The sequence below is a fragment of the Dactylosporangium sp. CA-052675 genome (assembly GCF_050947935.1).
In the GTDB taxonomy this organism is placed as follows: domain Bacteria; phylum Actinomycetota; class Actinomycetes; order Mycobacteriales; family Micromonosporaceae; genus Dactylosporangium.
In genome coordinates, this window is the sequence record NZ_CP192010.1 from 5,587,527 (window position 1) to 5,612,787 (window position 25,261).

Annotated in this window: 20 protein-coding genes and 2 pseudogenes; 9 read left to right on the top strand and 13 right to left on the bottom strand. The window is 75.4% G+C overall.

The window, feature by feature from the left end:
* Positions 1 to 15: 15 nt before the first annotated feature.
* The 4 genes and pseudogenes from ACQP1P_RS25590 to ACQP1P_RS25605 form a co-directional block, all read right to left on the bottom strand.
* Positions 16 to 744 (bottom strand): STAS domain-containing protein, encoded by a 729-nt coding sequence (locus tag ACQP1P_RS25590; RefSeq protein ID WP_433073454.1) that lies wholly within the window; start codon positions 742 to 744, stop codon positions 16 to 18.
* A 548-nt stretch (positions 745 to 1,292) separates the two neighbouring features.
* Positions 1,293 to 1,967, bottom strand: a pseudogene (locus tag ACQP1P_RS25595) (ATP-binding cassette domain-containing protein); the annotation flags it as partial.
* A 909-nt stretch (positions 1,968 to 2,876) separates the two neighbouring features.
* Positions 2,877 to 3,725: pseudogene (locus tag ACQP1P_RS25600) on the bottom strand (ABC transporter transmembrane domain-containing protein); the annotation flags it as partial.
* Positions 3,726 to 3,974: 249 nt separating this feature from the next.
* Positions 3,975 to 5,660 carry an ABC transporter transmembrane domain-containing protein gene (locus ACQP1P_RS25605; protein WP_433073457.1) on the bottom strand — a complete coding sequence of 562 codons (1,686 nt, stop codon included), beginning with the start codon at positions 5,658 to 5,660 and terminating at the stop codon, positions 3,975 to 3,977.
* A 205-nt stretch (positions 5,661 to 5,865) separates the two neighbouring features.
* On the opposite strand from ACQP1P_RS25605, the gene ACQP1P_RS25610 reads away from it, so the two are divergent.
* From ACQP1P_RS25610 to ACQP1P_RS25620, 3 genes are all read left to right on the top strand, one after another.
* On the top strand, positions 5,866 to 6,396 hold the full coding sequence (locus ACQP1P_RS25610) for a DinB family protein (protein ID WP_433073460.1): 531 nt from the start codon (positions 5,866 to 5,868) through the stop codon (positions 6,394 to 6,396).
* Positions 6,397 to 6,554: 158 nt separating this feature from the next.
* A complete protein-coding gene (locus tag ACQP1P_RS25615; RefSeq protein WP_433073463.1) occupies positions 6,555 to 7,205 on the top strand; it encodes a DUF2306 domain-containing protein in 651 nt (216 codons plus the stop codon).
* A 122-nt stretch (positions 7,206 to 7,327) separates the two neighbouring features.
* The gene (locus ACQP1P_RS25620) at positions 7,328 to 8,752 is read left to right on the top strand and encodes a serine/threonine-protein kinase (protein ID WP_433073466.1); all 1,425 of its coding nucleotides are present in this window, start codon (positions 7,328 to 7,330) and stop codon (positions 8,750 to 8,752) included.
* A gap of 3 nt (positions 8,753 to 8,755) precedes the next feature.
* On the opposite strand, the gene ACQP1P_RS25625 is transcribed toward ACQP1P_RS25620, so the two are convergent.
* On the bottom strand, positions 8,756 to 9,427 hold the full coding sequence (locus ACQP1P_RS25625; protein ID WP_433073469.1) for a hypothetical protein: 672 nt from the start codon (positions 9,425 to 9,427) through the stop codon (positions 8,756 to 8,758).
* A 32-nt stretch (positions 9,428 to 9,459) separates the two neighbouring features.
* Between ACQP1P_RS25625 and ACQP1P_RS25630 the strand changes: the two genes are divergently transcribed.
* Positions 9,460 to 10,077 carry a lysostaphin resistance A-like protein gene (locus tag ACQP1P_RS25630; protein WP_433073472.1) on the top strand — a complete coding sequence of 206 codons (618 nt, stop codon included), beginning with the start codon at positions 9,460 to 9,462 and terminating at the stop codon, positions 10,075 to 10,077.
* Positions 10,078 to 10,085: 8 nt separating this feature from the next.
* Here ACQP1P_RS25630 and ACQP1P_RS25635 read toward each other — a convergent pair whose 3' ends face one another.
* From ACQP1P_RS25635 to ACQP1P_RS25650, 4 genes are all read right to left on the bottom strand, one after another.
* Complete coding sequence (locus ACQP1P_RS25635; RefSeq protein ID WP_433073474.1) at positions 10,086 to 10,877, bottom strand: FAD:protein FMN transferase; 792 nt, start codon at positions 10,875 to 10,877, stop codon at positions 10,086 to 10,088.
* Positions 10,874 to 11,362, bottom strand: coding sequence for an FMN-binding protein (locus tag ACQP1P_RS25640; RefSeq protein ID WP_433073477.1), 489 nt, complete (start codon positions 11,360 to 11,362; stop codon positions 10,874 to 10,876). Before ACQP1P_RS25640 ends, ACQP1P_RS25635 begins: the two co-directional genes overlap by 4 nt.
* 9 nt (positions 11,363 to 11,371) lie before the next feature.
* On the bottom strand, positions 11,372 to 12,733 hold the full coding sequence (locus ACQP1P_RS25645) for a ferredoxin reductase family protein (RefSeq protein ID WP_433073480.1): 1,362 nt from the start codon (positions 12,731 to 12,733) through the stop codon (positions 11,372 to 11,374).
* A 91-nt stretch (positions 12,734 to 12,824) separates the two neighbouring features.
* Positions 12,825 to 13,046, bottom strand: a complete 222-nt coding sequence (locus tag ACQP1P_RS25650; protein ID WP_433073483.1) for a hypothetical protein — start codon at positions 13,044 to 13,046, stop codon at positions 12,825 to 12,827.
* Between the two features lie 267 nt (positions 13,047 to 13,313).
* Here ACQP1P_RS25650 and ACQP1P_RS25655 point away from each other — a divergent pair, with 267 nt between their 5' ends.
* Together ACQP1P_RS25655 and ACQP1P_RS25660 are read left to right on the top strand one after the other, a co-directional pair.
* The gene (locus ACQP1P_RS25655; protein WP_433073486.1) at positions 13,314 to 15,758 is read left to right on the top strand and encodes a phosphoketolase family protein; all 2,445 of its coding nucleotides are present in this window, start codon (positions 13,314 to 13,316) and stop codon (positions 15,756 to 15,758) included.
* Between the two features lie 101 nt (positions 15,759 to 15,859).
* Positions 15,860 to 16,831, top strand: coding sequence for a TIGR03557 family F420-dependent LLM class oxidoreductase (locus ACQP1P_RS25660; RefSeq protein WP_433073489.1), 972 nt, complete (start codon positions 15,860 to 15,862; stop codon positions 16,829 to 16,831).
* 229 nt (positions 16,832 to 17,060) lie between these two features.
* On the opposite strand, the gene ACQP1P_RS25665 is transcribed toward ACQP1P_RS25660, so the two are convergent.
* The gene (locus ACQP1P_RS25665; protein WP_433073492.1) at positions 17,061 to 17,387 is read right to left on the bottom strand and encodes a hypothetical protein; all 327 of its coding nucleotides are present in this window, start codon (positions 17,385 to 17,387) and stop codon (positions 17,061 to 17,063) included.
* A gap of 115 nt (positions 17,388 to 17,502) precedes the next feature.
* Entirely contained in the window at positions 17,503 to 17,742 is a 240-nt protein-coding gene (locus ACQP1P_RS25670) for a zinc-ribbon domain-containing protein (protein ID WP_433073494.1), read from the bottom strand.
* 145 nt (positions 17,743 to 17,887) lie between these two features.
* On the opposite strand from ACQP1P_RS25670, the gene ACQP1P_RS25675 reads away from it, so the two are divergent.
* On the top strand, positions 17,888 to 18,859 hold the full coding sequence (locus ACQP1P_RS25675; RefSeq protein WP_433073497.1) for an intradiol ring-cleavage dioxygenase: 972 nt from the start codon (positions 17,888 to 17,890) through the stop codon (positions 18,857 to 18,859).
* Between the two features lie 91 nt (positions 18,860 to 18,950).
* Here ACQP1P_RS25675 and ACQP1P_RS25680 read toward each other — a convergent pair whose 3' ends face one another.
* Positions 18,951 to 19,820 carry a phosphotransferase gene (locus ACQP1P_RS25680; protein WP_433073500.1) on the bottom strand — a complete coding sequence of 290 codons (870 nt, stop codon included), beginning with the start codon at positions 19,818 to 19,820 and terminating at the stop codon, positions 18,951 to 18,953.
* 93 nt (positions 19,821 to 19,913) lie between these two features.
* Between ACQP1P_RS25680 and ACQP1P_RS25685 the strand changes: the two genes are divergently transcribed.
* Together ACQP1P_RS25685 and ACQP1P_RS25690 are read left to right on the top strand one after the other, a co-directional pair.
* A complete protein-coding gene (locus tag ACQP1P_RS25685; protein ID WP_433073503.1) occupies positions 19,914 to 21,113 on the top strand; it encodes a sensor domain-containing phosphodiesterase in 1,200 nt (399 codons plus the stop codon).
* Positions 21,114 to 21,296: 183 nt separating this feature from the next.
* Positions 21,297 to 21,887, top strand: a complete 591-nt coding sequence (locus ACQP1P_RS25690) for a dihydrofolate reductase family protein (RefSeq protein WP_433073506.1) — start codon at positions 21,297 to 21,299, stop codon at positions 21,885 to 21,887.
* On the opposite strand, the gene ACQP1P_RS25695 is transcribed toward ACQP1P_RS25690, so the two are convergent.
* A complete protein-coding gene (locus ACQP1P_RS25695; protein WP_433073508.1) occupies positions 21,856 to 25,137 on the bottom strand; it encodes an AfsR/SARP family transcriptional regulator in 3,282 nt (1,093 codons plus the stop codon). The genes ACQP1P_RS25690 and ACQP1P_RS25695 overlap by 32 nt on opposite strands.
* Between the last annotated feature and the right edge of the window lie 124 nt (positions 25,138 to 25,261).

Genomic DNA, 25,261 nt, shown 5'->3' on the forward strand with positions numbered 1-25,261 from the left:
CCCGTTGCAGGCGAATCAATCAATTTTTCTCGGCCGCCGTACGGTGGCCCACACGATCTTGCCGGTCACGGTCGGCGCGCTGCCCCAGGAGGCGCTCATCCCCTCGACGATGAGCAGCCCGTGCCCGCCCGTCTCGGGATCAGGGTCGCGCAGCCGCGGGAGCGTCGGGCTGCCGTCACGCACGGCGACGACCACGTAGTAGCGGCCGAGCTCGACGGAGAACCCGATCTCGGTCCGCGCGTGCCGGACCGCGTTCGCGACCAGCTCCCCGGTGACCATGAGCACCGGCCCGGCGATCTCGGCCACGCCCCACGCGGTGCAAGCGTTCTCGGCGACGGCCCGCGCCTGCGCCACCGACGAGGACAGCGGGAGCAGGAACGCGTGGCGGCGCGACGGAGCCGGCCGGCCCGCGCGCCCGTCCAGCGCCGCCTCGACGGACGGCGCCGTGGCCAGGTGCCGGCACACCGCGACCCGCGCGAGCCGGGCCGCGAGCTCGGGCGGCGCCCCGCACACGACGAGCGCCACGCCGGCCTCCTCGCAGCTGCGCCGGAGCACCGCGAGCACGGCAAGCTCGAGGTCGTCCTCGGCTCGCAGCCGCTGCGCGTCGAGCAGCACGACCTCGGGCCGGGCGGTGAGCGCCTTGTGCAGCGCCTGTCGCAGCCGCGGCGCGGCGGCGCGCTCGAGGAGCCCGCTGGGCTTGAGAATCGCGAGCGGATAGTCCTCGACGACCGGACACCGGAACACGAGAGTCCCTTATCGCATCCCGTGATCGGTAAACATCCGGTTGCGCTGCGTGCAGAATTCCTGGGAGCGCTCTGCTCGGCTCAGCTGGTCTCCCGGTCTTCCCACATCCGGCGCGCCTGGCCAGACCCCGCACCTCCCACCGCGGTCGCCTGGCGGCCCGCACCGCGGTGACGGCGACGCGTGTCGACCCGCCTCGGCCGCCGGCGGCGCGTGTCGACTTGCCGCGCGCGACGCAGGCGCGTGGCGGCCCGCCCCCGCGACGCAGGCGCACGACGGCCGCACCTCGGCGCCGGCGGCGCGTGATGGCCCGGCTTTCGACCCAGGCGCACGACGGCCCGCCTCCCGGCGCAGGCGCACGTCGGCCCGCACCTCGCAGACGGTGGCGCGTATCGACCTGCCCCGCGACGCAGGCGCACGACGGCCCGCCCCTCGCTGACGGCGGCGCGTATCGACCTGCCCCGCGACGCAGGCGCACGACGCCCCGCACCTCGCTGACGGCGGCGGCGCGGGATGGCCCGGCTCGCGACGCGGGGTGCGGGACCTTCGGGTCAGCGCGCCTCCCAGGCTCGCCAGAGGCGGGCGTACGCGCCGTCGGCCGCGACCAGCTCGGCGTGGCTGCCCTCCTCGGCGACCCGGCCACCGTCGAGTACGACGATGCGGTCGGCGGTCGCGGCCTGGGTCAGGCGGTGCGCGACGACGAGCGTCGTGCGGCCCGCGGTCGCGGCCAGGGCCGAGGTCTCCAGGTGTCGTGCGCCGAGACTGCCCGCCTCCGCGGTGGCCTCGTCCAGCACGGCGACGGGCGGGTCGGCGAGTACGACCCGGGCCAGGGCCAGCTGCTGGGCCTGGGCGGCGGTGAGCGGGTGGCCACCCTCGCCGACGACGGTCCGCAGGCCCTCGGGCAGGTCGCGCGCCCAGTCGAGCGCGTCGACGGTGGCCAGCGCCGCCGCCACCTCGGCGTCGGTCGCGCCCGGGCGGGCCAGGCGCAGGTCCTCGACCAGCGGCCCGGCGAAGACGTGCGTTTCCTGGGTGACGACCGCGACCCGCGCGGTGCTGGGTGGGTGGCCGCCGACGGTGACGGTGCCGGAGCGCGGGTGCAGCAGTCCGGCGGCGATGGCGGCCAGCGTCGACTTGCCCGCGCCGGTCGACCCGACGAGCGCGACCCGGGTGCCGGGGGCGACGTACAGCGTGACGCCGTGCAGGACATCGGTGCCGTCGTCGTACGCGAACGTAATGTCGCGCAAAATCAACTCGACTTGACGAAAATCAACATTGGCAGCGTCAACATGACCAAAATGCGGCTCGTCAACATCGCCAGCACGAGCGTCAACCGCAACGACGCGGGCGTCAACGTCAACGTCAACGTCAACAGCTCGGGCATCAACATCGCCAACGCGGGCGTCACCATCGCCAGCGCAGGGCCCAACCTCCACCGCAGGACGGCCAGCCGCAACAACGCGGGCGTCACCGTCGCGAGTGCACGGGTCAACCTCTACTGCGCGTGGGTCAACCGCAACAACGCGTTCGTCACCATTGCCAGCTGGGACTTCGACGTCAACACCGCGAACATCAACTGCGACAACCCGGGCATCAACATCGCCACTGCCGGTGTCGGCAGCGGCAGCGCGGGCATCAACATCGGCAGTGCGAGTGGCGGCAGCGGCAGCGCGGGCATCAACATCGGCAGTGCGAGTGGCGGCAGCGGCAGCGCGGGCATCAACATCGGCAGTGCGAGTGGCGGCAGCGGCAGCGCGGGCATCAACATCGGCAGTGCGAGTGGCGGCAGCGGCAGCGCGGGCATCAACATCGGCAGTGCGAGTGGCGGCAGCGGCAGCGCGGGCATCAACATCGGCAGTGCGAGTGGCGGCAGCGGCAGCGCGGGCATCAACATCGGCAGTGCGAGTGGCGGCAGCGGCAGCGCGGGCATCAACATCGGCAGTGCGAGTGGCGGCAGCGGCAGTGCGGGTGTCGGCAGCGGCAGTGCTGGCGGCGGGGACTTCGAGCACGCCGACCAGGCGGGCCAGAGCCGCGCCCGCCGCCTGGATGTCCGCGGCGCTGAAGAGCAGGCCGCCGATCGGGTTGAACAGGCGGTGGAACAGCACGGCCGCGGCCGCGGTCTCGCCGACGGTCACGTGGCCGGCGCGCACCAGGAAGTAGCCGGCGACCACGATCGCCAGGACCCCGGCGAACTCGGCCCGGTTGACGCGGCCGACGAGCCGGGTGAAGAGCTTGAACACCGAGTACTCGACGTCGCGCGCGCGGGCCGAGGCCGCGTCGATGCCGCGGAGGTGACGCTCCTCGAGGTGGTACGCGTGGACCGTCGCACGGCCGAGCATGCTCTCGACCAGCAGCCGGGCGCGGTCGGCGATCGCGATGCGCTGCTGACGGTAGCCCGGGGCCGAGCGCGGGAGGTACCAGCGCAGGCCCAGGACGTACAGGGGCAGGGAAACGGCGGCGGCCAGGCCCAGGCGCCAGTCGATCCCGGCCATCGTGGCGAGGCTGAGCACCGCCAGGAGCACCGAATTGATCATGTTTGGGAGGATTTCGGACACCACGCGGTGCACGGCCGCCACGTCCGGGCCGACCCGGGCGAGCAGGTCGCCGCGGCCCGCGCGTTCGAGGGTGGCGGACGGCAGCCGCAGCGCCCGCTCGACGGTGGCCTCGCGCAGGGTGGCCAGCAGCCGGCCGCCCGTCCGCGCGACGAGGTAGGCGGCGAGCCCGGCCGTGAGCCCGGCGGCCAGCGCGGCGGCGCCGATGACCGCCCCGATGGCGGCGAGGGCCGACGGGGAGGCACCGGCCCGGACGCGGTCGACGAGTACGCCGAGCGCGGAGACCGGCACGATCGCGGCGGCCGCCCCGGCCAGCCCGACGGCGAGGGTGCCGGCGACCTCGAGCCGCCGCCGGCCGAGCTCGCCGCGAACCCACCGCCACGTGCCCCGAGCCGAGGCGATCGGCAACGTCACCGCAGCACCGCCCGCCCGCATGACGGCCCGCCCGCGCCGAGAACCGCGGGAGCGCCGAGGGCCTCCAACCGCCGCCGGCCGAGCTCGCCGCGAACCCAGCACCACGTGCCCCGAGCCGAGGCGATCGGCAACGTCACCGCAGCACCGCCCGCCCGCATGACGGCCCGCCCGCGCCGAGAACCGCGGGAGCGCCGAGGACCTCCAACCGCCGCCGGCCGAGCTCGCCGCGAACCCAGCACCACGTGCCCCGAGCCGAGGCGATCGGCAACGTCACCGCAGCACCGCCCGCGCGTAGGACGGCTCGCCCGCGCCCAGGGTGGCGTGGGTGCCGACGGTGTGGACGCGGCCCGCGTCGAGGACCACGACCCGGTCGGCGACGGCGAGCAGGGCGGGGCTGCTGGTGACCACGAGCGTCGTCAGGCCCCGGCGCAGCGCCCGTACGCCGAGCGCGAGCGACTGCTCGGTGACGGCGTCCACGGCGGTGGTCGGGTCGTGCAGGACGAGGACCGGCGGCCGGGCGAGCAGGGCCCGGGCCAGGGCGAGCCGCTGCCGCTGGCCGCCGGAGAGCCCGGCGCCGCGCTCGTCGACGGGGTGGTCGATGCCGGCCGGGTGGGCGGCCAGGACCTCGTCGGCGGCCGAGGCCCGCAGCGCGGCGGCGAGCGTGTCGGGGTCGGCGCCGTCGGGCGCGAGGTTCCCGGCGAGCGTGCCGGCGAAGAGGTCGGTGTGGTGGGGCTCGACGTGCAGCAGCTCCCGGGCGGATCGCAGATCATGCAGCGGTACTCCCCCGAGCCGCACCTCCCCGTCGAACTCCCCGGGCGCGACCCGCCCCGCGAGCAGCCCGACCAGCGCCTCGGCGTCGGCCGGCCGGTACGCCACGACTCCCACGAACTCGCCGGGCCGCACGCGCAGGTCCAGCCCGTCGAGGGAGCCGTGGCGCACCCCGGCCAGGTCGAGCGTGACGTCGTCGCCGGCCGGCGCGCGGGTGGGCTCCGGCAGCACCTCGGGCGCGTTGAGCACGAGCGCGACCCGCTCGGCCGAGCCGCGGGCCTCCGCGATCCAGCTCGGCACCGCGGCGAGCATACCCAGCGGCTCCAGGAGGAACTGGGCGAGCCCGATGACGGCGATGAGCTCGCCGACGGTGATCCGGCCGGTGAGCGCGAACCAGCCAGCGAGCACGGCCACCCCGCCGGCGAGCAGGCCGCCGGCGGCGGTGGAGGCGGCCAGGTACGTGCCCTGGGTCCGGGCCGCGCGCAGCGACGCGGCGAGGGAGGCGCGGCTGACCTCCCGGTAGCGGCGGGCCGCGGCGCCCTCGGCCCCGATGCCGCGCAGCGGGCGCAGGCCCGTGACGAGGTCCGTGGCCAGCGACGCGGCCCGGCCGGCGAGGTCCTGCTGGACCTCGACGCGGCGGGCGATGCGCGGGCCGGCGAGCTGCAGCAGCCCGAGCACGGCGGGCGTGCCGCCGAGCACGGCGACCCCCAGGCGCCAGTCGACGGCGACGAGCGCGACGGCGCTGACCAGCGTGGCGGTCACGGCGCCGGCGACGCGGGGCACGTAGTCGAGGAGGTAGGAGACGTTGTCGGCGTCGGTGGACGCGACGGTGAGCAGCTCCCCGGCGCGCAGCGGGGTGCGGATGCCGCGCGGGTGCAGGATCTTCGCGGCGAGCTCGTCGCGCAGGAGGTACGCCTCGTCGGTGATGGCGCGCATGAGGTGGCGGCCGCCGAAGCGGTACGCCATCGTCAGCAGCCCGAAGAGGACGGCCAGGGCGCCGATCCAGGCGATCAGGGCGGGGCCGTCGCCGGGGGCCACCGCGCGGTCGATGCCGACGCCGATGAGGATCGGCACCGCCGACTCGCACAGCTGGTGGCCGCAGTAGAGCAGCGTGCCGAGGCCGGTGTGGCGGCGGTTGCGGGCGAGCGCCCGGCGCAGGATGCCGGCGGCGTGCAGCGGGGCGTTCACCGGAGTGAGGCTAGCCTAACCTTGGCGGGCGGCGGCACCGGGCCCGCACCGGCCGCGCCGGGCCCGCGCCGCGGGTCGCGCAGGCATCCACCGCGGGCCGTGCCGGGCCGCGCCAAGCGCGGGCCGAGCCGGGTTGCGCCAAGCGCGGGCCGTGCCGGGCCGCGCCGAGCGCGCGCCGGGGCCGCTCGGGCGCGATACTCGTCGGATGGATGAGCACGGGCGGCCGGAGCCGCCGCCGGACGGGGACGAGGCCGCGACCCTGCTGGGGTTCCTCGACTACCAGCGGGCGACGCTGGCGTGGAAGTGCTCCGGGCTCGGCGCGGACGCGCTGCGGGCGACCGTGGGGGTCTCCCCGATGACGCTCGGTGGGCTGCTCAAGCACCTGGCGTACGTCGAGGACGACTGGTTCGCGTACCGGCTGGACGGCGCGGATCGCCCCGAGCCCTGGGCGGGCGTGGACTGGGCGGCCGACCCGGACTGGGAGTGGCACTCGGCGGCCGGGGACGACCCCGAGCAGCTGCGCCGGCTCTGGCGGTCATCCGTGGCCGGGGCGCGCGAGCGGACCGCCGCCGCCCTGCGCGACGGCGGGCTCGGGCGGCCGGCGGCCCGGCCCTGGGCCGACGGGCGCAGCCCGAGCCTGCGCTGGATCCTGTGCCACATGATCGAGGAGTACGCGCGGCACAACGGGCACGCCGACCTGCTCCGCGAGTCGATCGACGGCACGACCGGCGAGTGAGGACGCGGCCGGCAGGCGAGTGAGAACGCGACCGGCGAGCGGCCCGCGAGTGAGGGCGCGGCCGCCGCAGGGCGCAGAACGCGGTACGAAGATTTGCGTACGTCCACGCCGACGCCGAGGCGACGCTCGATGCCGCCCCGCCGCCCGATGATCGGACCGTGACCAACCAAGCGCTGCGGCGCCGCCGGACGCTCCTCGGGCTGCTCGTCGTCGCGGCCGGGTTCGCGGTGGTGCTCGCGTGGCCGTACCTGAGCCTCGACCCGGCCGACAGCCGCCTCGACGTGCGCGCCGGCCCGCGGTACGCCGTGCTCGTCGTGCACGTCTTCACGGCGGCGGTGGCGCTCGTGGCCGGGCCGCTGCAGTTCATGGCGGCGGTGCGGGCGCGGCGGCGGCTGCACCGGGCGATCGGGCGGGTCTATCTGCTCGCCGGGGTGCTGCCCTCGGCGGTCACCGCCGTTGCGGTCGCGATCTGGTCGGGGCGGCCCGTCACGCAGGCCGGGCTGAGCACCGCGGCGGTGCTGTGGCTGGTCACGGGCGCCCTCGCCTACCGGGCGGCCCGGCGCCGCGACTTCGCCGCCCACCGGGCCTGGATGCTGCGCAACTACGCGCTGACGTTCCTCGCCGTGACGTCGCGGCTGCTCGTACCGCTGCTGCTGCTCGCCCAGATCCCGTTCGGCGGCGCCGGGGCGGGCGAGATCGGCGAGCGCGCGCCGTCGATGATCCCGATCGGTCAGACGCTGGGCTGGGTCGTGAACCTGCTCGCGGTCGAGCTGCTGGTCGTCCGGCGGCCGCGGCGGGCACGGCCCTGAGCGCGATCCTTGCGTTCCTGCAACAAAATTTGGGCCGAGTATTGGCTGCTAGGGGCGTCGCCGCGGGCCGTTCCCGGCGCTGTCGAGTCGCGGGGCGAGTGATCGGGTGCCAAACTACGTCGATGCAACAGCGGGTCCTGGCTGGGCGGTACCGGCTCGACGACATCCTGGGCGTCGGCGGCGTGTCGACGGTCTGGCGGGCCCGCGACGAGGTGCTGGCGCGGGACGTGGCGGTCAAGCTGCTCTCCGGCCGGTACGCGAGCGACCCGGCGTTCCGGCTGCGCAGCCGGGTGGAGGCGCAGGCTGCCGCGGCGCTGTCGCATCCGAATGTCGCGCAGGTCCACGACTTCGGGGAGACCGTCGAGGACGGGGTCCGCACGCCGTACATCGTCATGGAGCTCGTCCCCGGCCTGCCCCTGGATCAGCGCCTCGCCGACGCGCCCGTGCCCGTCGCCGAGGCGCTGCGCATCTGCGGCGAGGTCGCCGCCGGCCTGGCCGCCGCGCACGCCGCCGGCCTGGTCCACCGCGACGTGAAGCCGGCCAACGTCATCCTCGCCCCGACCGGCGCGAAGGTGGTCGACTTCGGCATCGCCGCGACCGCCGACTCCGGCGACCCGGACGAGGAGCTCATGGGCACCCCGGCCTACCTCGCCCCGGAGCGCATCACCGGCGACGCGATCACCCCGTCATCCGACGTGTACTCCCTGGGCATGCTGCTCTACAAGCTGCTCGCCGGCCGCCTGCCCTGGTCCACGTCGCGGCCCACGGACACCCTCGACGCCCACCTCTTCGCCGAGCCGCCGCCGCTGCCGGAGCTGGACGGCGTGCGGCCCGAGGTCGCCCGCCTGTGCCTGCGCTGCCTGGCCAAGGACCCCGCCGCCCGCCCCACCGCCCACGACGTCGCCGTCTTCCTCGCGGCGCACGACGTCGCCGCCTCCGCCGCGACCCACGAACCCCCGGCCACCCCGGCCACCACCCCGCCGCCGCGCCGGCGCCGCCTCCTCCTCGTCGTCCTGGGCGCAGCGGCCGCGGCCGGCCTGCTCGCCTGGGCGCTGATCCCGGCTTCCGAGCAGCCGGTGCCCGCCGCGGCGCAGCCCGGCCCGTCGCTCGAGCCGTCGACGGCGCCGGGCGGCATCGCCCCGGCCGAGCCGCCCTCGGCCCCCGCGGCCGCCGCCATCTCGGCCCGGCCGGTGACGACGACCGGCCCGGCCCCGACCTCCGCGGCCGCCTCCGCGGGTCCGGCGACCGCGGCCACGACCACGACGGCGACGGCGACGGCGACGGCGACGGCGACCGTCGAGCCGGTGCCCGGGCCGCCGCGCACGTTCACGTCCGCGGGCGGCACCGTCCAGGCCCGGTGCACGCCGTCGGGGCAGGCCGAGCTCACGTCGTGGTCGGCGACCTCGCCGTACCGGGTCGACTGGGTCAACGCGGGCCCGGCGGTCGCGGCGGTCGCCGCGTTCACGCACGGCAACCGGTCGATCGACATGACGGTCACCTGCGACGGCACCACCCCGACCGCGGCCACGACCAGCCACGGCGGCTGAGCTTCACCGGCCCGGGAGCGGGGTGAGGAACAGCCCGAGCTGATGCGTGGGCGCCTCGCCGTCGGCGGGGACCGCGGCCGCCCAGCGGCCGAGCACCGCCATGAGCTCGCCCTGCAGGGCCTTGGCGCCGTCGGGCGTCAGGCGCAGCGGCACCCAGTTGAACATGACGGCGGGCCGGTCCGGGGCCAGCAGCGCGGCCGGGTCCCAGTCGCCGCCTTCGGGGGCGAGATCGAGGCGGATGCGGCCGGCGTCGTCGCGGTACAGGCGGACCACCCAGTCGCCGAGGCCGGCCCGGCTCGCCAGGGCGGCCAGCGCGGCGAGGAACGTCTCCCGCACCGGCTCGTCGACCAGCCGGAAGAAGTCCCGCACATCGCCGTCGGGCAGCACCATGAGCGGCGCCCGCACCTCGTCCGGGGCCCGATACGCGGTGACCGCGCGGCCGGCTCGGGCTCGCGTGCCGGCCGGGCGCAGCAGCCCGGCGCGGAGCATGGCCTGCACACGGTACGCCACCTGCTCGACCGGCACCCCGAGCACCCGCGCCGCCTCCCCCGGCGTGCACCGCCGCGCGAGGAACGGCTCCAGGAACCGGCGCCGCTGCGGCTGCAGCACCATCCGCGCGGCCGCCGCGTCCGCGACGGTGAGCACCTCACGCCTACTCGAATCCGGGCCTGTCATGTTGAGCAGGGTAGGCGGCACCGTTGCCGACCATGAACCCTCTGTCGTGGCCGCGCGCCATCGCCCTGCACCTGCTGCCCGGGGCCGCCGGCGCCCTCGTGTTCGCCGCCCTCGCCCCGGTGCTGGCCGCCGCCGGGCTGCCGATCGTGTGGGGCATGTTCGCCGCGGTGCTGCTCGTCCTGGCGCCGGTCGAGCTGTATCTGGCCCGCTCGGTGCGACCCGCGTGGGCGGTGTCGTGGCGGGTGCTGCTGCCGACGCTCGCCGCCGCCGCGCTGCTGCCGGGGCTCGTGCAGTGGCTGGAGCCGGCGCCGTGGTGGCCGCTGGCGGTGGACACCGCGCGGCCCGGCTGGCAGGTCGCGGTGACCATAACCGGCTGGGTCGTGTGCTTCGTGCTGGTCGGCCCGGTGGCCGAGGAGGTGTACTTCCGCGGCTACCTCCTGCCGCGCCTGCCCGCCCGGACCGCGCTCGCGGCCCCGGCGAACGCGGCGCTCTTCGCGGCGTACCACCTGTGGCAGCCCTGGACCTGGCTCACGGTCGCGGTGTTCGCGCTCCCGCTCGCGGTCGCGGCCGGGCGCCCGCGCGGGCTGCCGGCCGCGGTGCTCGCCCACGTCCTGGTGAACCTGGTCATGCTGGTCGCGATGGTGCGCTGAGGCGGGGCCTACGCGCTCCGGGCCGGCCAGTGCTCGGTCACCCGCACGAGGCCGGACGCGGCGACGAGCAGGGCCGCGTGGCCCTCCAGCGTGTCGAGCCAGGGCAGGCCGCCGGGGCCGCGGGCCACGGCGGCGGTCGCGTACACGTCGGCCCACAGCAGCTGCGGGCCGGTCACCGTCACCGCGCGGACCGCCGACGCCGGCCGGCCGGTGGTGGGGTCGATGATGTGCCGGCCGCGGTGGGCGGTGCCGGAGGTGGCGACGGCACCGTCGCGGCGCTCGAGCACGTGCAGCAGCCCCGCCCGGTCGTCGGGGTGCTCGATGCCGACCCGCCACGCCGGGTGGCCGTCCTCGGCGTGCACGAGGACGTCGCCGCCGGCGTTGAGGCACCAGGAGCGGCCCCGCAGCCGCCGCAGCCGTCCCGCCGCCCGCTGCACGGCCCAGCCCTTCACCAGGCCGGACGGGTCGAAGCGGGGCGTGCCGGTGCGCGGGTCGGGCAGCTCGCGCGGGTCGAACCAGCCGCCGGTGCGCTCCCGGGCCCGCTCGCACAGCGCGAGGACCTCCCCGAACGCCGGGTCCGCCGCGCCGGCTTCGAGCTCGCCGCGGGCCCAGCGGTTCAGGTCGCTGTCGTCGCGGTACGGGCTGAAGACCGCGTCGGCGTGGCGCAGGTCGGCGAAGACGGCCTCGACAGCGGCCCGGACCTCGGCGCTGTCCGGGTCGTCGCCGCGCACGTGGACGCTGACCGGCAGGCCCATGATCTGCTGGACCCAGGCCCGGCGCGGGAGGGTCGCGGCGCTCATGCGTTCAGGTGGGCGGCGTCGAGGGCGGCCTGCAGCGACTCCTTGTAGCCGTCGCTGGTGACCGTGGCGCCGGAGACGGTGTCGATGTCGGCGCTCTGGGCGGCGATGGTCTCCCGCACCAGGGTCGGCAGGGCGCGCGCGTTGATCTGCCGGTCCTTGCCGTTGGCGTCCGGGTAGACGGGGACCGTGACGGCGGTGATCCTCCCGCCGGAGACGGTGATGCTGACCTGGACGTCGCCCCAGCGGGTCGGCGCGACCGAGCCCTGGTAGGTCGTCCCGCTCGCGGTGCCGTCCCCCGGCCCGGTGCCGGTGCCGCCGGTGCTGGAGCCGGTGCCGGTGGACGAGGACGTGGTGCCGGAGCCGGAGCCGGCGGCCGCCGCGGGCGGTGTGGACGCGGTCGCGGCGGAGCCGAGGCTCGTGCGGTAGCTGAAGAGCAGCACGACGGCCGCGAGGGTGGAGAGTCCCCAGAGGGTGATGCGTCGCAACGAAGGCTCCTACCAGGCGAACTGTTCGGTGTGGACGGGGCCGGCTGCGGCGCCGCGGGCCGCGGCCGTCGCGGCGGCGGTCCAGGCGTCGGGGCCGCAGACGTAGACGTGCGCGCCGGCGATCCGCGGGGCGAGGTGGTGCAGGGGCGGGGCGCCGGCCGGCAGCCACGAGGTCTCGTGGGCGCGGGGGCCGAGCAGGTACACGATCCGGACCCCGCGGTGGCGGGCCAGCCAGTCGAGCTCGGCCCGGAAGGCGACCTCGGCCGCGCTGCGGGCCCGGTAGACCAGGGTGGCCTGCCCGGGGGCGTAGGGCAGCTCGCCGAGGAGGGCCAGCAGCGGGGTGACGCCGATGCCGCAGGCCAGCATGACGACGGGGCCGCCGGTGTACCGCTCGCCGGTCAGCTTGCCGTAGGGGCCCTCGATGAGCGCGCGGGTGCCCGGCCGCAGCCCGGCGACGCGGGCGCTGCCGTCGCCGAGGTCCTTGACGGTGATGCGCAGCACGCCGGTGTGCGGGGTCGCCGACAGGGAGTACGGGTGGGAGCGGGACCAGCCGGGCCCGTCGAGGAAGCGCCACTGGAAGAACTGCCCGGCCCGCACCGGCAGCCCGGCGAGGTGCCGGCCGCGCAGGTACACCGAGGTCAGGCCCGGCCCCTCGGGGACGACCCGGTCGACGACGAGCCGGTGGCGCCAGTTGCGCCACGCGGGCAGCCCGAGGCGGTAGGCGACGACGGCCCCGGCCGAGACCGCGTACAGGGTCCACCAGTAGGCGCGCGACCACGGCGAGGAGACGAAGTCGGTGCCCGTCCAGATCTGGTGCGGCAGGGCCAGGCCGACGCCGAGGTACGCGTACAGGTGCAGCAGATGCCACGACTCGTAGCGCAGCCGCCGCCGGGCCGCCCGCATCGACGTCACCACGACGAGCACGAGCAGCAGGGTCCCCGCGGTGGCCAGCAGGATCCCGGGGTAGTCGACGACCAGGTCCCACAGCTCGGCGAACACGTTGACGTGCGCGTCGCCCGCGTAGCCGGCGGTGATGAGCACGATGTGCGCGAGCATGAGGTGGAACGACGTGAACCCGGTCCAGCGGTGCCAGCGGGCCAGGCGGTCCTGCCCGAACGCCCGCTCGACCACCGGCACCCGGGCCATCAGCAGCACCTGCAGCAACAGCAGGTCGGAGGCGAGCAGCCCGGTGAGCCGGCCGAGGGAGTCCGTCCAGGACTGGGCCACGGCCTGCACCCCGCCGCCCGCGACCCACAGCGCGGTCACCACGAGCAGGCTCACGAACGCGGCCGCGCCGCCGGCGTCGGCCCACCATCGCGGGGTGGCGGCGCGCACGGCGCGGGCCGGTGGGGCGAGGGTCGTCGTCGTCATGTCCGTAACCATCGGCGACGATCCTGTGAGCCGGCCTCCGGGCGGCTAAGAATCGCTTAAGAGACGCGGCAGCCGGACGAGGGGGCGGCCCTCAGCGCCAGTCGAAGTGTTCGCGGTGGATCTGGCGGCTCGGGACGCCCGCCCGGCGCAGCCGGCGCACGAACGCGGCGACCATCGGGGCCGGGCCGCACAGGAAGACCGACACCCCGCTCGGGTCGTCGCCGGTCCCGGCCGCGGCGAGGACGTCGTCGGCGGCGAGGAAGCCGCGGGCCGGGGCCCTCGACCGGCGCACCGGCGGGGCGAGCACACTCACCCCCTCACCATCCCACCCGCCGGGCCTCGATGCCGGCGCAATGCCACGAGACCGGCGCCGGACGGGGCCGGCCGGCCACATTTGATTGACCGGCGATCCGGTGGGGTAGCGGCTTGCCGTGCGGCTCATGCTGCGCCGTCTCCCGACGGATGGGCCGCACCCTCGTATGGCGTCCGGCCGGTTCACGGCCCGTCCGGCCGGGCGCCTCCCGCGTCGCGGTGGCCGGATCGCGGTCTACACGGCATGTGTCGGGGTAGCGGCGGCCCTATGACGACTACGAGCGCCGGTCCGACCATCGTCGAGGGCCCCGCGCCGCTCGGCCCGGCCCAGGGCGTGCTCGACCGCGACCGGCTGGAGCGACTGGACGCCTGGTGGCGGGCCGCCAACTACCTGTCCGTGGGCCAGATCTACCTGCTGGACAACCCGTTGCTGCGCGAGCCGCTGAGCCCCGAGCACATCAAGCCGCGGCTGCTGGGCCACTGGGGCACGACGCCGGGACTGAACCTCGTCTGGGCCCACGCGACCCGGCTCGTGCGCGAGCGGGACCTCGACGCGGTGTTCGTCGCCGGACCCGGCCACGGCGGGCCCGGCCCGAACGCGGCCGCCTGGCTCGAGGGCACGTACAGCGAGCTGTACAGCCACATCTCCCAGGACTGCGAGGGGCTGCGGCGCTTCTTCCGGCAGTTCTCGTTCCCCGGCGGCGTGCCCAGCCACGCGGCCCCGGAGACGCCCGGCTCCTTCCACGAGGGCGGGGAGCTGGGGTACTCGCTGCTGCACGCGTTCGGGGCCGTGCTGGACAACCCGGGCCTCGTCGCGTTCTGCGTCGTCGGCGACGGCGAGGCCGAGACCGGTCCCCTGGCCGCCAGCTGGCACGCCGGCAGGCTGCTGGACCCGGCTCACGACGGCGCGGTGGTGCCGGTCCTGCACCTCAACGGGTACAAGATCGCGAATCCGACGGTGCTGGCCCGCATTCCCGAGGACGATCTGGTGGCGCTGCTGCGTGGCTACGGCTACGACCCGGCGATCGTGGCCGGCGACGACCCGGCCGACGTCCATCAGCAACTGGCCGGTGTCTTCGACCGCACCGCCGACACGATCCAGGAGATCCAGGCGGTCGCCCGCGGCGGCGGCGACCTGGTCCGGCCGGTGCGGTGGCCGATGGTGGTCCTGCGCACGCCCAAGGGCTGGACCGGCCCGGTCGAGGTCGACGGCCAGCCGGTGGAGGGCACGTTCCGCGCCCACCAGGTGCCGCTGCCGGGCGTGCGCACCGATCCCGAGCACCTGCGGGCGCTGGAGCGCTGGATGCGCTCGTACCGCCCCGAGGAGCTGTTCGACGCGGACGGGCGCCCGGTGCCGGGGCTGCTGGGGTGCAACCCGGTCGGCGACCGGCGGATGAGCGCCAACCCCCACGCGAACGGCGGGCTGGTGCGCAAGGACCTCGAACTGCCGGCCTGGCGCCGCTACGCCGTGGAGGTGCCGAACCCGGGCACCGTCGCGCACGAGGCGACCCGGGTGCTCGGCCGCTGGCTGCGCGACGTGGTGGCGATCAACCCGGACTCGTTCCTGATCACGGCCCCGGACGAGCTGGCCAGCAACCGGCTGCAGGACGTGCTGGAGGTGACCGGCCGGCGGTGGAACGCGCTCACCGAGCCCGGCGACGACCGGCTCGACCCCGCCGGGCGGGTCGTCGAGCTGCTGTCCGAGCACGTCTGCCAGGGGCTGCTGGAGGGGTACCTGCTCACCGGCCGGCACGGCCTATTCACCTGCTATGAGGCGTTCATCCACATCGTCGACGCGATGTTCAACCAGCACGCGAAGTGGCTGGAGTCCTCCGCGCACATCCCGTGGCGGCGGCCACTGGCGTCGCTGAACTACCTGCTGTCCTCGCACGTGTGGCGCCAGGACCACAACGGCTTCACGCACCAGGACCCGGGCTTCCTCGACGTGGTGCTGAACAAGAAGCCGGAGGTGGTCCGGGTGTACCTGCCGCCGGACGCCAACACGCTGCTGTGCACCTACGACCACTGCCTGCGCAGCCGTCACTACGTCAACGTCGTGGTCGCCGGGAAGCAGCCGGCGCTGTCGTACCTCGGCGCCGAGGACGCCGCCCTGCACTGCGCCCGCGGACTGGGCATCTGGTCGTGGGCCGGCACCGAGCCGGCGGGCGTCGCGGACGCGGAGCCCGACGTGGTCCTGGCCTGCGCCGGCGACATCCCGACGCTGGAGACGCTGGCGGCCGCCGCGATCGTGCGCGAGCGGCTGCCGGACCTGCGCGTCCGGGTCGTCAACGTGGTCGACCTGATGCGCCTGCTGCCCGACTCGCGGCACCCGCACGGGCTGCCGGACCGCGAGTTCGACGCCATGTTCACCGCCGACCGGCCGGTGATCTTCGCGTTCCACGGCTACCCGTGGCTCATCCACCGGCTGACGTACGCGCGCGGCAACCACGAGCACATGCACGTCCACGGCTACCAGGAGAACGGCACCACGACCACGCCGTTCGACATGGTGATGCTCAACAACCTCGACCGGTACCGGCTCGTCATCGACGTCGTCGACCGTGTGCCGGGCCTGGCGGTGCGGGCGGCGCCGCTGCGCCAGGAGATGGCGGACGCCCGGCTGGCGGCCCGCACCTACACCCGCGACCACGGCGAGGACCAGCCCGAGATCGCCGGCTGGACCTGGCCCGGCGATCCGCCCGCACCCGCCTGACGCTGCCCGCGGTTGGCCGCGGCCGGGCCGGGCACTTGGGGCGCATGATCCCGTCGCCCGGCCCGGCCGGGCGAGCCACCCGCGACCGAAGGAGCGGCATCATGCAGATCGGCTACAAGCTCGCGTCCGAGGCCTTCGGGCCGCAGGAGCTCGTCCGGCAGGCGGTCCGGGCCGAGGAGGCCGGGTTCGACTTCGTCGAGATGAGTGACCACTTCCATCCCTGGCTCGAAGAACAGGGCCACTCCCCGTTCACGTGGACGGTCCTCGGCGCGATCGCCGAACGGACCGGGAGCATCGGCCTGGCCACCGGCGTCACCTGCCCGACGGTCCGGTATCACCCGGCGATCATCGCCCAGGCCGCCGCCACGCTCGCGCTGCTGTCCGGCAACCGGTTCACGCTCGGCGTCGGCGCCGGCGAACGCCTCAACGAGCACGTGGTCGGCCCCGGGTTCGGCAGCGTCGGGCTGCGCCACGAGCGGCTGCGCGAGGCGCTGGAGATCATCCGGCTGCTGTGGTCCGGGGGGTACCACTCCTACGAGGGCCGGCATCTGCAGCTCGACGACGCCCGCGTCTTCGACCAGCCCGACGAGCCGCCGCCGGTCGCGGTGGCCTGCAGCGGGCCGGCCTCGGTCCGCATCGCCGCACAGCTGGGCGACGGGCTCTTCGCCACCGAGCCCGACGCCCGGCTCGTCGGCCGCTACCGCGAGCTGGGCGGCTCCGGCCCGCGGTACGCCGAGGCGCCGATGGCGTGGGCCGAGGACGAGGACCAGGCGGTCGAGGCGGCGCTGGGCACGAGCCGGTGGTCGCTGAGCGGCTGGAAGGTGATGAGCGAGCTGCCGAACCCGGTCAACTTCGACGCGGCCTCGAGCACCGTCACCGCCGACGACATCCGCCGCCAGTTCTCCGTCGGGCCGGACACGGCCGCGCACGTCGCGACGGTCCGCCGGTACGCCGACGCCGGTTTCGACCGGATCGTGCTGCAGAACACCGGTCCGGACCCGGACGGCTTCATCGACGCCTACCGCGACGAGATGCGCGAGGAGCTGCGCACCCTGCAACCCGAGGCCGCCTGAGGCCGTGACCGGCGTCACACTGGCCGGTGGAATCGCGAGGGGCCGGGCATGGTTACGAAGAGCGTCGGTGTGACTGTGTCCCAGGGCCTCAATCACATTGCCTTCGCGGAATACCGTTCGGCTGGAGCCGCGTCGCGCCACTCGCCATCAGGCGACCACACACCGGCCTTCGCAACGGCGGCCCGGCACCCGGTGGTGCCGGGCCGTCCTGCTGGCGCAGCCGCGACGCTCAGGCGAGCGAGCGCAGCAACGCGGCCGCGGCCGACGCGCCCAGGCCCGCCCCGGCCGGTTCGCCGTCGTCGATCACCACGGACGGACAGTGCACCGGCGCCCCGGCCCCGATCAGGATCGCGCCGCACAGGTCCGCATCCCGCGGCGGCTCGCCGCGGCCGAACCGGACCACGAACCCGTGGCGGTCGAGCGTCTCCACGATGCACTCCACGACCGCGGCCCACGGGCCCGTCAGCGGGTGCGGGCAGCGCACGTACACCACCCCGGGTAACGCCCGGTCCGGCGCCGGCAGCTCCCGCACGCCGGCCATCGCCGAGTTCGGCATGGCTCTCCTCTCTTGGGAGAGCGCTCTCTACATCACCTCGGGTAAGGTGTCACGACGCTTGAGAGCGCTCTCAGGACAAGCTTGGCGGGACCGCCGGTGGAGTGTCAAGCAAGGCTCAGGCGGCCACGAGCCGCTCCGCCTCCTCGCCGCTCACCTTCGTCGCCGCCCGGCAGGCCGGGTTCTGGCACTCGACGAGGTGCTTGACGCGGATCGGGAAGAGCGGGATGAAGAACAGGCTGAACCTCGTGACCTCCCGCACGAGCGGCAGGCGCTGGCTCTGCCCGCACACCCGGCACACGAACGCCACCCAGCGCAGGAACTCGCGCTTCGTCCGGAACCCGAAGATGACCAGCATCGCCGCAGCTTACGCGGCGCGGCCCAGCGGCGTGGGGCCGCGGGCTCACAGGCGGCTGCCAGGGGGCCCGCAGCGGCGTGCCAGCCGTCGCCGACACCCTTGGCCCACAGGCAATGGTCGCGGTACATCGAGTGGAGGTCCGGTCGTGGGACACGGCAAGCGGGACGGGCAGCGGCCCACGTACGAGGGGCGGCCATTCGCCCGGCCCGAGGAGGAGCTCGCCGACCAGGGCCTCGGCTTCGACATCGGGACCATGGTGCGGCGGCGGCAGGTGCTGCGCATGTTCGGGCTCGGGGCGGCGGTCGTCGGGCTGACGGCCGCGTGCGGCGACGAGCTGACGGCGGCCCCGCCGACCAGCGCGACCACCGGCGCCGGCCCGGGCACCGGCAGCGCGACGGCCGCCGGGGAGATTCCCGACGAGACCGCCGGGCCGTATCCCGGCGACGGCTCCAACGGGCCCGACGTGCTCAACCAGGGCGGCATCGTCCGCGGCGACATCCGATCCAGCTTCGGTACCGCCAGCGGCACCGCGGCGGGCGTGCCCATGACGCTCGAGCTGTCCATCGTGGACATGGCCGGCGGGGACAAGCCGTTCGCGGGCGTGGCCGTCTACGTGTGGCACTGCGACCGCGAGGGCCGCTACTCCCTGTACTCGCCGGGCGTCACCGACCAGAACTACCTGCGCGGGGTGCAGATCGCCGACGCCGCCGGCAAGGTGCGGTTCACGAGCGTCTTCCCGGCGTGCTACTCGGGGCGGTGGCCGCACATCCACTTCGAGGTGTACCCGGACCAGGCGAGCATCACCGACTCCACGAAGGCGATCGCCACCTCGCAGGTCGCGCTGCCCAAGGACGTCTGCGACACCGTCTACGCCACGTCCGGCTACTCGGCCTCGGTGCAGAACCTGGGGCGCGTGACGCTCGCCGGCGACAACGTGTTCGGCGACGACGGCGGGGCGCTGCAGCTCGGCACCGTCACCGGCAGCGTGAGCGGCGGGTACACCGTGGCCCTGACCGCGAAGGTGGACACCCGCACGACGCCGAGCGGCGGCGGCGCCCCGGGCGGAGGCCCCGGCGGCGGGGGTCCCGGGGCCGGGGGCCCGCCCCCGGGTCGTTAGGCGCGCGGCCGGGGGCCCGGGGCCAGGAGGCCGCCGACGGGTCGTCAGGCGCGCGGCCGGGGGCCCGGGGCCGGGGGCCGCCGCCGGGTCGTCAGGCGGCGAGGATGCGCGAGAGCGTCGTGCGGCCGATGCGGCTCATCGTGGGGTTGCTGTCGCGGTAGTACCAGACCAGGCCCATCGCCTGCACGAAGGCCCACGCCCGGCCGCGCTCCCACTCCGCCTCGCCGCAGCCGAGGCGCGACCGCAGCACGGCCCGGGGCGCGGCGTCGAGCAGGTGCCAGGCGCCGACGAGGTCGAGGGCCGGATCGGCCGGCCCGAGACCGCCGACGTCGAGGACGCCCGTGAGCCGGCCGCCGGTCACGAGCACGTTGCCCGGCATGAGGTCGCCGTGGTTCGTCACGTCCGCGGCGTCGCCGCGCGGCAGCTCGCGCATCCGGGTCCACAGCCGGCGCAGCCGCGGCACGTCCAGCAGTTCGGTGCTGCGCTCGAAGCAGGTCTCGATCCACGCGTCGTGCGTCGCGATCCGGCCGCCTCTACCGGTACCGCCGAAACTGCCGCCACCGGTGGGGATGCCGCGCACGTCGGCGATGAGCTCGGCCAGGTCGCCGGCGAACGCGACGGAACCGGCGACCGCCTCGGAGGCGACGGTGCCGGGCACCCAGCGCAGCACCGACCACGGCAGCGGGTACCCGGGCCCGGGCGAGCCGAACGCGACCGGCCGCGGCACCGAGAACCGGGTGTGCACGGCGAGCCTCGCGGCCGCGTCCGCCTCCGCGCGCAGCTGCGACTCCTGGCCGCGCTGGAGCGGGAACCGGGCCACGAGGTCGTCGCCGATGCGGAACACCGCGTTGACCGTACCGGGATCCAGCTCCCGCACCGGCAACTCCCGCCACTGCGGGAACTGCTCGGCGATGAGCCCGCGCACGGTGGACAGCGACAGCGGCAGCTGGTCGGGATGCATCAGCACACCGCAGCGTAGCGAGGCGGCCGGGAAAACGCTCAGAGTCGGCTCCGGCGAGCCGATGACTCACGCGACCCGGCACGGAGGTGGCCCGTGGACGACGAGTCGGACGCTCGTGCACAGCTGCAGCGGCTGCTGCACTTCGCCCGCACCCAGCTCGGCATGGACGTCGCCTGGATCTCGCGGTTCAGCGCCGACGAGCAGGTGATCAGGCTCGCCGACGGCGCCCTGGCCGAGATGCGCGTCGTGCTCGGCCAGGGCCGCCCGCTGGCCGGCTCGTTCTGCTCACGGGTGATCGCGGGCACGCTGCCGCCGCTGGTCCCCGACGCCCGGCGGCACCCGGTCAGCCGCGACCTGGACATCACCGCCGAGATGGGCATCGGCTCGTACGTCGGGGTGCCCTGGCACGACGCCGACGGCCGCACCGCGGGCATGCTGTGCTGCGTGAGCCGCAGCCCCGCCCCGGCCCTCGGGGACCGGGCCGTGGACCTGCTCACGCTGCTCGCGGAGGTGGTCAGCGGGCACCTCAACCACACCGTCGCGCTCGGCCCGGCGCACGCCGCGAACGGCAACCTCGGCGCGCTCGACGTGCGGATGGTGTTCCAGCCCGTGGTGCACCTGGCGCCCGACACCGTGGTGGCGTACGAGGCCCTGGCACGCTTCGACGACCCGCGCTTCCCGACGCCCGCGCACGCGTTCGCCGAGGCCAGCCACGCCGGGATGGGGGCGGAGCTGGAGCACCTCGCGGTGCGGCGCGCCCTCGAGCACCTCGACACGATGCCGGACGGGGCCTGGCTCGGGGTGAACCTCTCCGCCGAGGCCGTGCTGACCGCGGACATCCAGGCGACGCTGCTGCGGTACGCGCACCGCCGCATCGGCATCGAGCTCACCGAGCACACCCAGGTCGGCGACTACGGACGCCTCGTGACCGCCACCGACCGCCTGCGCGACGCGGGCATCCAGCTGGCGATCGACGACGCCGGGGCCGGGTACGCGAGCCTCCGCCACATCCTGCAGCTGCGCCCCGACGTCATCAAGCTCGACATCGACCTCATCCGGCGGGTGCACGCCGATCCGGTGCGGCAGGCGTTGACCCGGTCGCTGGTGTCCTTCGCGGCCGATATCGGCGCGTCGCTGATCGCGGAGGGGATCGAGACGCGCCAGGAGCGTGATGCTCTGCTGGAGCTCGGGGTCACGTTCGGTCAGGGGTACTTTCTCGGGGGGCCCGGCAGCCTGCCTGTTCGCGGTCTTGGCGTCGGCCCGCTGGCGCTCGTGCTGCCTGAGCCGCACTGATCCGCGGGGGCGCGCTTCCGGTCTTCGCCCCTTTTGTGCGCGCTTCGGCCGCTTGGCCCTTCTGGGCGTATTTCCGTCCATTGGCACTTTAGGCTGCTTCCGCCCCTGGCCCCTTTCGGGCGTGCTTTCGCCTCGTAAGGCCGATCGAAAGGAATTCGTAAGGCCCGTGCGGCAAGGTCGTTGGTGTCAGACGGACACGGGCACGACACCAAGGAGCACTCGATGCGCAAGCTGGTCAACTCGACGTATATCACCCTCGACGGCGTCATCGAGAGCCCGATGTGGACGGTGCCCTACTTCGACGCCGAGGCCCAGGCCTTCGCCGGGCAGCTCACCGAGAACGCGGACGCGATGCTCATGGGCCGCGTGACCTACGACGGCATGTCGGTGGCCTGGCCGGCGCGGGACGAGAGCGACCCGACCACCGGCGCCGCCTACTTCAACAACGTGAAGAAGTACGTCGCCTCCACCACGCTGACCGACCCCACCTGGAACAACACCGAGGTGCTGCAGGGCGACCTCGTCGAGGCGGTGCGCGCGCTCAAGGAGGTCGACGGCAAGGGCATCATCCAATACGGTTACGGCTCCGTCACGGCCCAGCTCGTCCAGGCCGGGCTCGTCGACGAGGTGCACTTCTGGATCCACCCGGTGCTGGTCGGCGGCCCGAGCCTGACCGCGCAGCTGACCGACTTCGCGGCCTCGTTCGAGCTGGCCGGCACCCGCACCCACAAGAACGGCCTGATCATCGCGACCTACGTTCCCGTGCGAGCCTGACGTCCGCCTCGCCGCCCTCGGCGTGCAGCGCCTTGAAGCGCTCCGCGCCGAGGGCGGCGAGCAGGCGCTGCGTCACCCGTTCGATCTCGTCGCGCTCGGCGGGGGCCGCCACGGCGCCGTGCGTCTCGCGGGACCTGGCGGCCGCGCCGAGCAGCCGGGCCGCGTCCTCGTCCGCGGCGGTGACGGCGGCCAGGCCCTCCACGGCGACGATCGCGTCGCGGGGTGCGCCCATCGCGTCGGCGGCGTCGAGCGCCTCCAGGTGCAGGGCGCGGGCCTCGTCCGGCTCGCCGCGCTGCTCGGCGGCGTAGCCGAGCTCGACCAGCACCATCGGCAGATACAGCGCAGGCTGGGGCTCGCCGCGGCCCTGGTCGGCCAGCCGGCCCAGGTGCACGCCGGCCTCGTCCAGCTGGCCGGCGCGGCGGGCGGCGATGCCGAGGCCGAGCTCGGCGAAGACCACGGCGGCCGGGTTGCCCTGCTCACGCGCCCGGGCGAGGGCGCGCTTGCCGAGCTCGCGCGCGGTTCCGTAGTCGCGGGTCTGCACGGCGAGCCAGGCCAGCCAGGAGAGCTTGCTCGCCACCTCGGGCCAGAGCGCGAGCTCCTCGGCCCAGCGCAGACCCTCGCGGTGCAGGGCCGCGGCCCGCTCGTGCTCGCCGCGCATGTCGGCGAGGCCCCCGACCCAGTTCGTCGCCTGCAGGCGGCCCCAGCGGTCGCCGAGCTCGGCGAAGAGCGCGGCGGCGCGGGTGGCGTAGTGCTCGAGCGAGTCGACGTCGCCGGCGGCGTGGGCGAACGCCGCCCGCGTGACGGACGTCGCCGCCTCGACCCAGGGGTCCTGCCCGCCGACCGGCAGCACCTCGTCGGCCAGGGCCAGGTCGCCGCGGTCGAACACGGCGTTGGCCACGAACCAGCGGGGCAGGCCCGGCGCGCCGTCGACCGCGGCCCGCACGTCCCGCGCGACGACGGGCGCGCCGAGCAGCAGCGCGAAGCCCAGCTTCCACGGCCCCGCGGCGACGGGACCGAACGCCCGCCGGGCCTCGGTCAGCCGGCCGCGCAGGAACCAGTACCAGCTCAGCGCCGTCGGCAGCCGCGGGTCGCCCGCCGTCCGGTCCAGGGCGCGGCCGAGGTTCGCGGACTCGGCGTCGAGGACCGCCAGCCAGTGCCGCTGCTCGGGGCCACGCAGGTGCGGGTCGGCCCGCTCGGCGAGGGCGGTGTAGTAGGCGGCGTGCCGGTCGCGGATCTCGTCGCCATCGCCGTCGCCTTCGTCATCGCCACTGCCTTCGCCGAGCCGGTCCACGCCCAGACGGTCCGCGGGCAGGCGGTCGGCGGCCAGGCGGTCGGCGGCGAACGCGGCCACCGACTCCAGCAGGCGGTAGCGGGGGCCTTCGTCGACGACGACCAGCGAGCGATCGACCAGCCGGGCGAGCACGTCGAGGTCGGTGCCGCAGACCTCCTCGGCCGCCTCCGGGGTGCAGCCGTCGGCGAACACCGAGAGCCGGCCCAGGACCCGCCGCTCCTCGGCGTCGAGCAGGTCCCAGCTCCAGGCGATGACGGCGGCGAGGGTGCGCTGCCGCTCGGGCACGTCCCGCTGCTGCGTGGCGAGCAGCGCGAACCGGTCGTCGAGGCGCTCCACCACGCCGTGCAGGCCGAGCGCCCGCACCCGGGTCGCGGCCAGCTCCAGGGCGAGCGGCAGCCCGTCGAGGCGCCGGCACAGCCGGGCCACCTCGGGCGCGGTGCGCTCGTCCAGGCGGAACGTGCGCTGCCGGGCCGCGGCTCGGGCGGTGAACAGGCGGGCGGCCGCGGAGCGCCGGACCGCGTCGAGGTCGTGCTCGTTCTCCGGCAGGGCCAGCGGCGGTACGTCCCACACGCACTCCCCGCCGATACCCAGCGGCTCCCGGCTGGTCGCGAGCACCCGGACGCCGGGCGCGTCGCGCAGCAGCCGGCCGGCGAGCGCCGCGGCCGGGCCGACGACATGCTCGCAGTTGTCGAGCACGACGGTCACGGCACGCGGCCCGAGCGCGGCCAGCAGGCGATCGTCGGCGCTCAGCTCCGCACCCGCCGCCTCCCGTACGCCGAGCGCGGCCAGCACCCGCTCCGCGATGTCGCCGCCGGCGGGGACGGGCGCCAGCTCGACGAAGACGACGTCGTCGGGGTCCAGGCCGCGGACGGCCTCGGCGGCCAGGCGGGTCTTGCCCACGCCGCCGGGCCCGACGAGCGTGACGAGGCGCTGCCGGGCGAGCAGGGGCCGCAGCTCGGCGAGCGCCTCGGCTCGGCCGACCAGCTCGTCCAGCCGAGCGGGCAGGGCGTTGCGGATCAGCGCCGCCGGTGGTTTGACCTCCGGCGCCTTCCCAACCTTCCCGATCGGCTCCGCCGCGTCCGGGCTCAGCGCCGCCGACGCCTTCCCAACCTTCCCCGCTAGCTCCACCGCGTCCGGGCTCGATGCCGGGACCTGCGCCGCCGCCGGTTCCACCTCCAGCGCGTTCCCCGCGTTCCCCGCCTTCCCCGTCGGCACCGCCGGTTCCGGGTTCGGTGCCGGGGCCAGCGCGGCATCGTGGCCGAGGATCTGCCGGTGGATGGTGACCAGCTCAGGCCCCGGGTCGAGGCCGAGCTCCTCGGCGAGCCGGTCACGCAGGTCGGCGTAGCTGTCGAGCGCCTCGGCGGGGCGGCCGGCCGCGTACAGGGCCCGCAGCTGCAGCGCGCGAAGCCGCTCGCGCAGCGGATGCCGGGCAACGAGCGAGGCCAGATCGGCGGCGACGAGGTCCGGCTCCCCGCGGGCCAGGCGGGCCTCGGCGAGCCGCTCGTGCACGGCGAGGCGCTGCTGCGCCAGCCGCTCGATCTCCGCGCGCACGAACTGCTCGTCGGCCATGTCCGCGTACGGCTCGCCCCGCCAGAGCGCGAGGGCCGCCGTCAGGTCCGCGACGTCGCCGGAGCCGGCCAGCACCCCGAACCGGTCGGCGTCGACGGCGTCGGTGCGCAGCAGGTATCCCGGCGCCCTGGACTCGACCAGGAAGCGGGCGCCCGGCTCGGCGTCGTTGAGCGCCTTGCGCAGCTGCGAGACCCGTACCTGCAGCGCACCGGCCGGATTCGCCGGCGGGTCGTCGCCCCACAGGTCGTCGATGAGCCGGTCGGCGGACACGACGTGGTTGCGGTGCAGCAGGAGGTCGGCGAGCAGCACGCGTACCTTGATCCCGGGCACGACGACGGCCTCGCCGGCGTCGGTGGTCACGGCGAGCGGCCCGAGCACCCCGAACTGCATCGCGCGCCAGCCTACGACGTTCCCCGCCTCCGCTCAGACCCGGACAGACTGCCGGTATCGCTGTGTGACCGCCCGCCAACTGCTCCGTCGCTCGCCCCGAACGTGCAAGCGCGCGCCAACCGGC

Coding starts and splice junctions, on each gene's coding strand:
- ACQP1P_RS25610 (WP_433073460.1), top strand. CDS start 5,866: ATGGATGAGCACGGGCGGCCGGAGCCGCCGCCGGACGGGGACGAGGCC.
- ACQP1P_RS25680 (WP_433073500.1), bottom strand. CDS start 19,820: ATGCATCCCGACCAGCTGCCGCTGTCGCTGTCCACCGTGCGCGGGCTC.
- ACQP1P_RS25635 (WP_433073474.1), bottom strand. CDS start 10,877: ATGAGCGCCGCGACCCTCCCGCGCCGGGCCTGGGTCCAGCAGATCATG.
- ACQP1P_RS25620 (WP_433073466.1), top strand. CDS start 7,328: ATGCAACAGCGGGTCCTGGCTGGGCGGTACCGGCTCGACGACATCCTG.
- ACQP1P_RS25670 (WP_433073494.1), bottom strand. CDS start 17,742: ATGCTGGTCATCTTCGGGTTCCGGACGAAGCGCGAGTTCCTGCGCTGG.
- ACQP1P_RS25630 (WP_433073472.1), top strand. CDS start 9,460: ATGAACCCTCTGTCGTGGCCGCGCGCCATCGCCCTGCACCTGCTGCCC.
- ACQP1P_RS25660 (WP_433073489.1), top strand. CDS start 15,860: ATGCAGATCGGCTACAAGCTCGCGTCCGAGGCCTTCGGGCCGCAGGAG.
- ACQP1P_RS25665 (WP_433073492.1), bottom strand. CDS start 17,387: ATGCCGAACTCGGCGATGGCCGGCGTGCGGGAGCTGCCGGCGCCGGAC.
- ACQP1P_RS25655 (WP_433073486.1), top strand. CDS start 13,314: ATGACGACTACGAGCGCCGGTCCGACCATCGTCGAGGGCCCCGCGCCG.
- ACQP1P_RS25695 (WP_433073508.1), bottom strand. CDS start 25,137: ATGCAGTTCGGGGTGCTCGGGCCGCTCGCCGTGACCACCGACGCCGGC.
- ACQP1P_RS25625 (WP_433073469.1), bottom strand. CDS start 9,427: ATGACAGGCCCGGATTCGAGTAGGCGTGAGGTGCTCACCGTCGCGGAC.
- ACQP1P_RS25645 (WP_433073480.1), bottom strand. CDS start 12,733: ATGACGACGACGACCCTCGCCCCACCGGCCCGCGCCGTGCGCGCCGCC.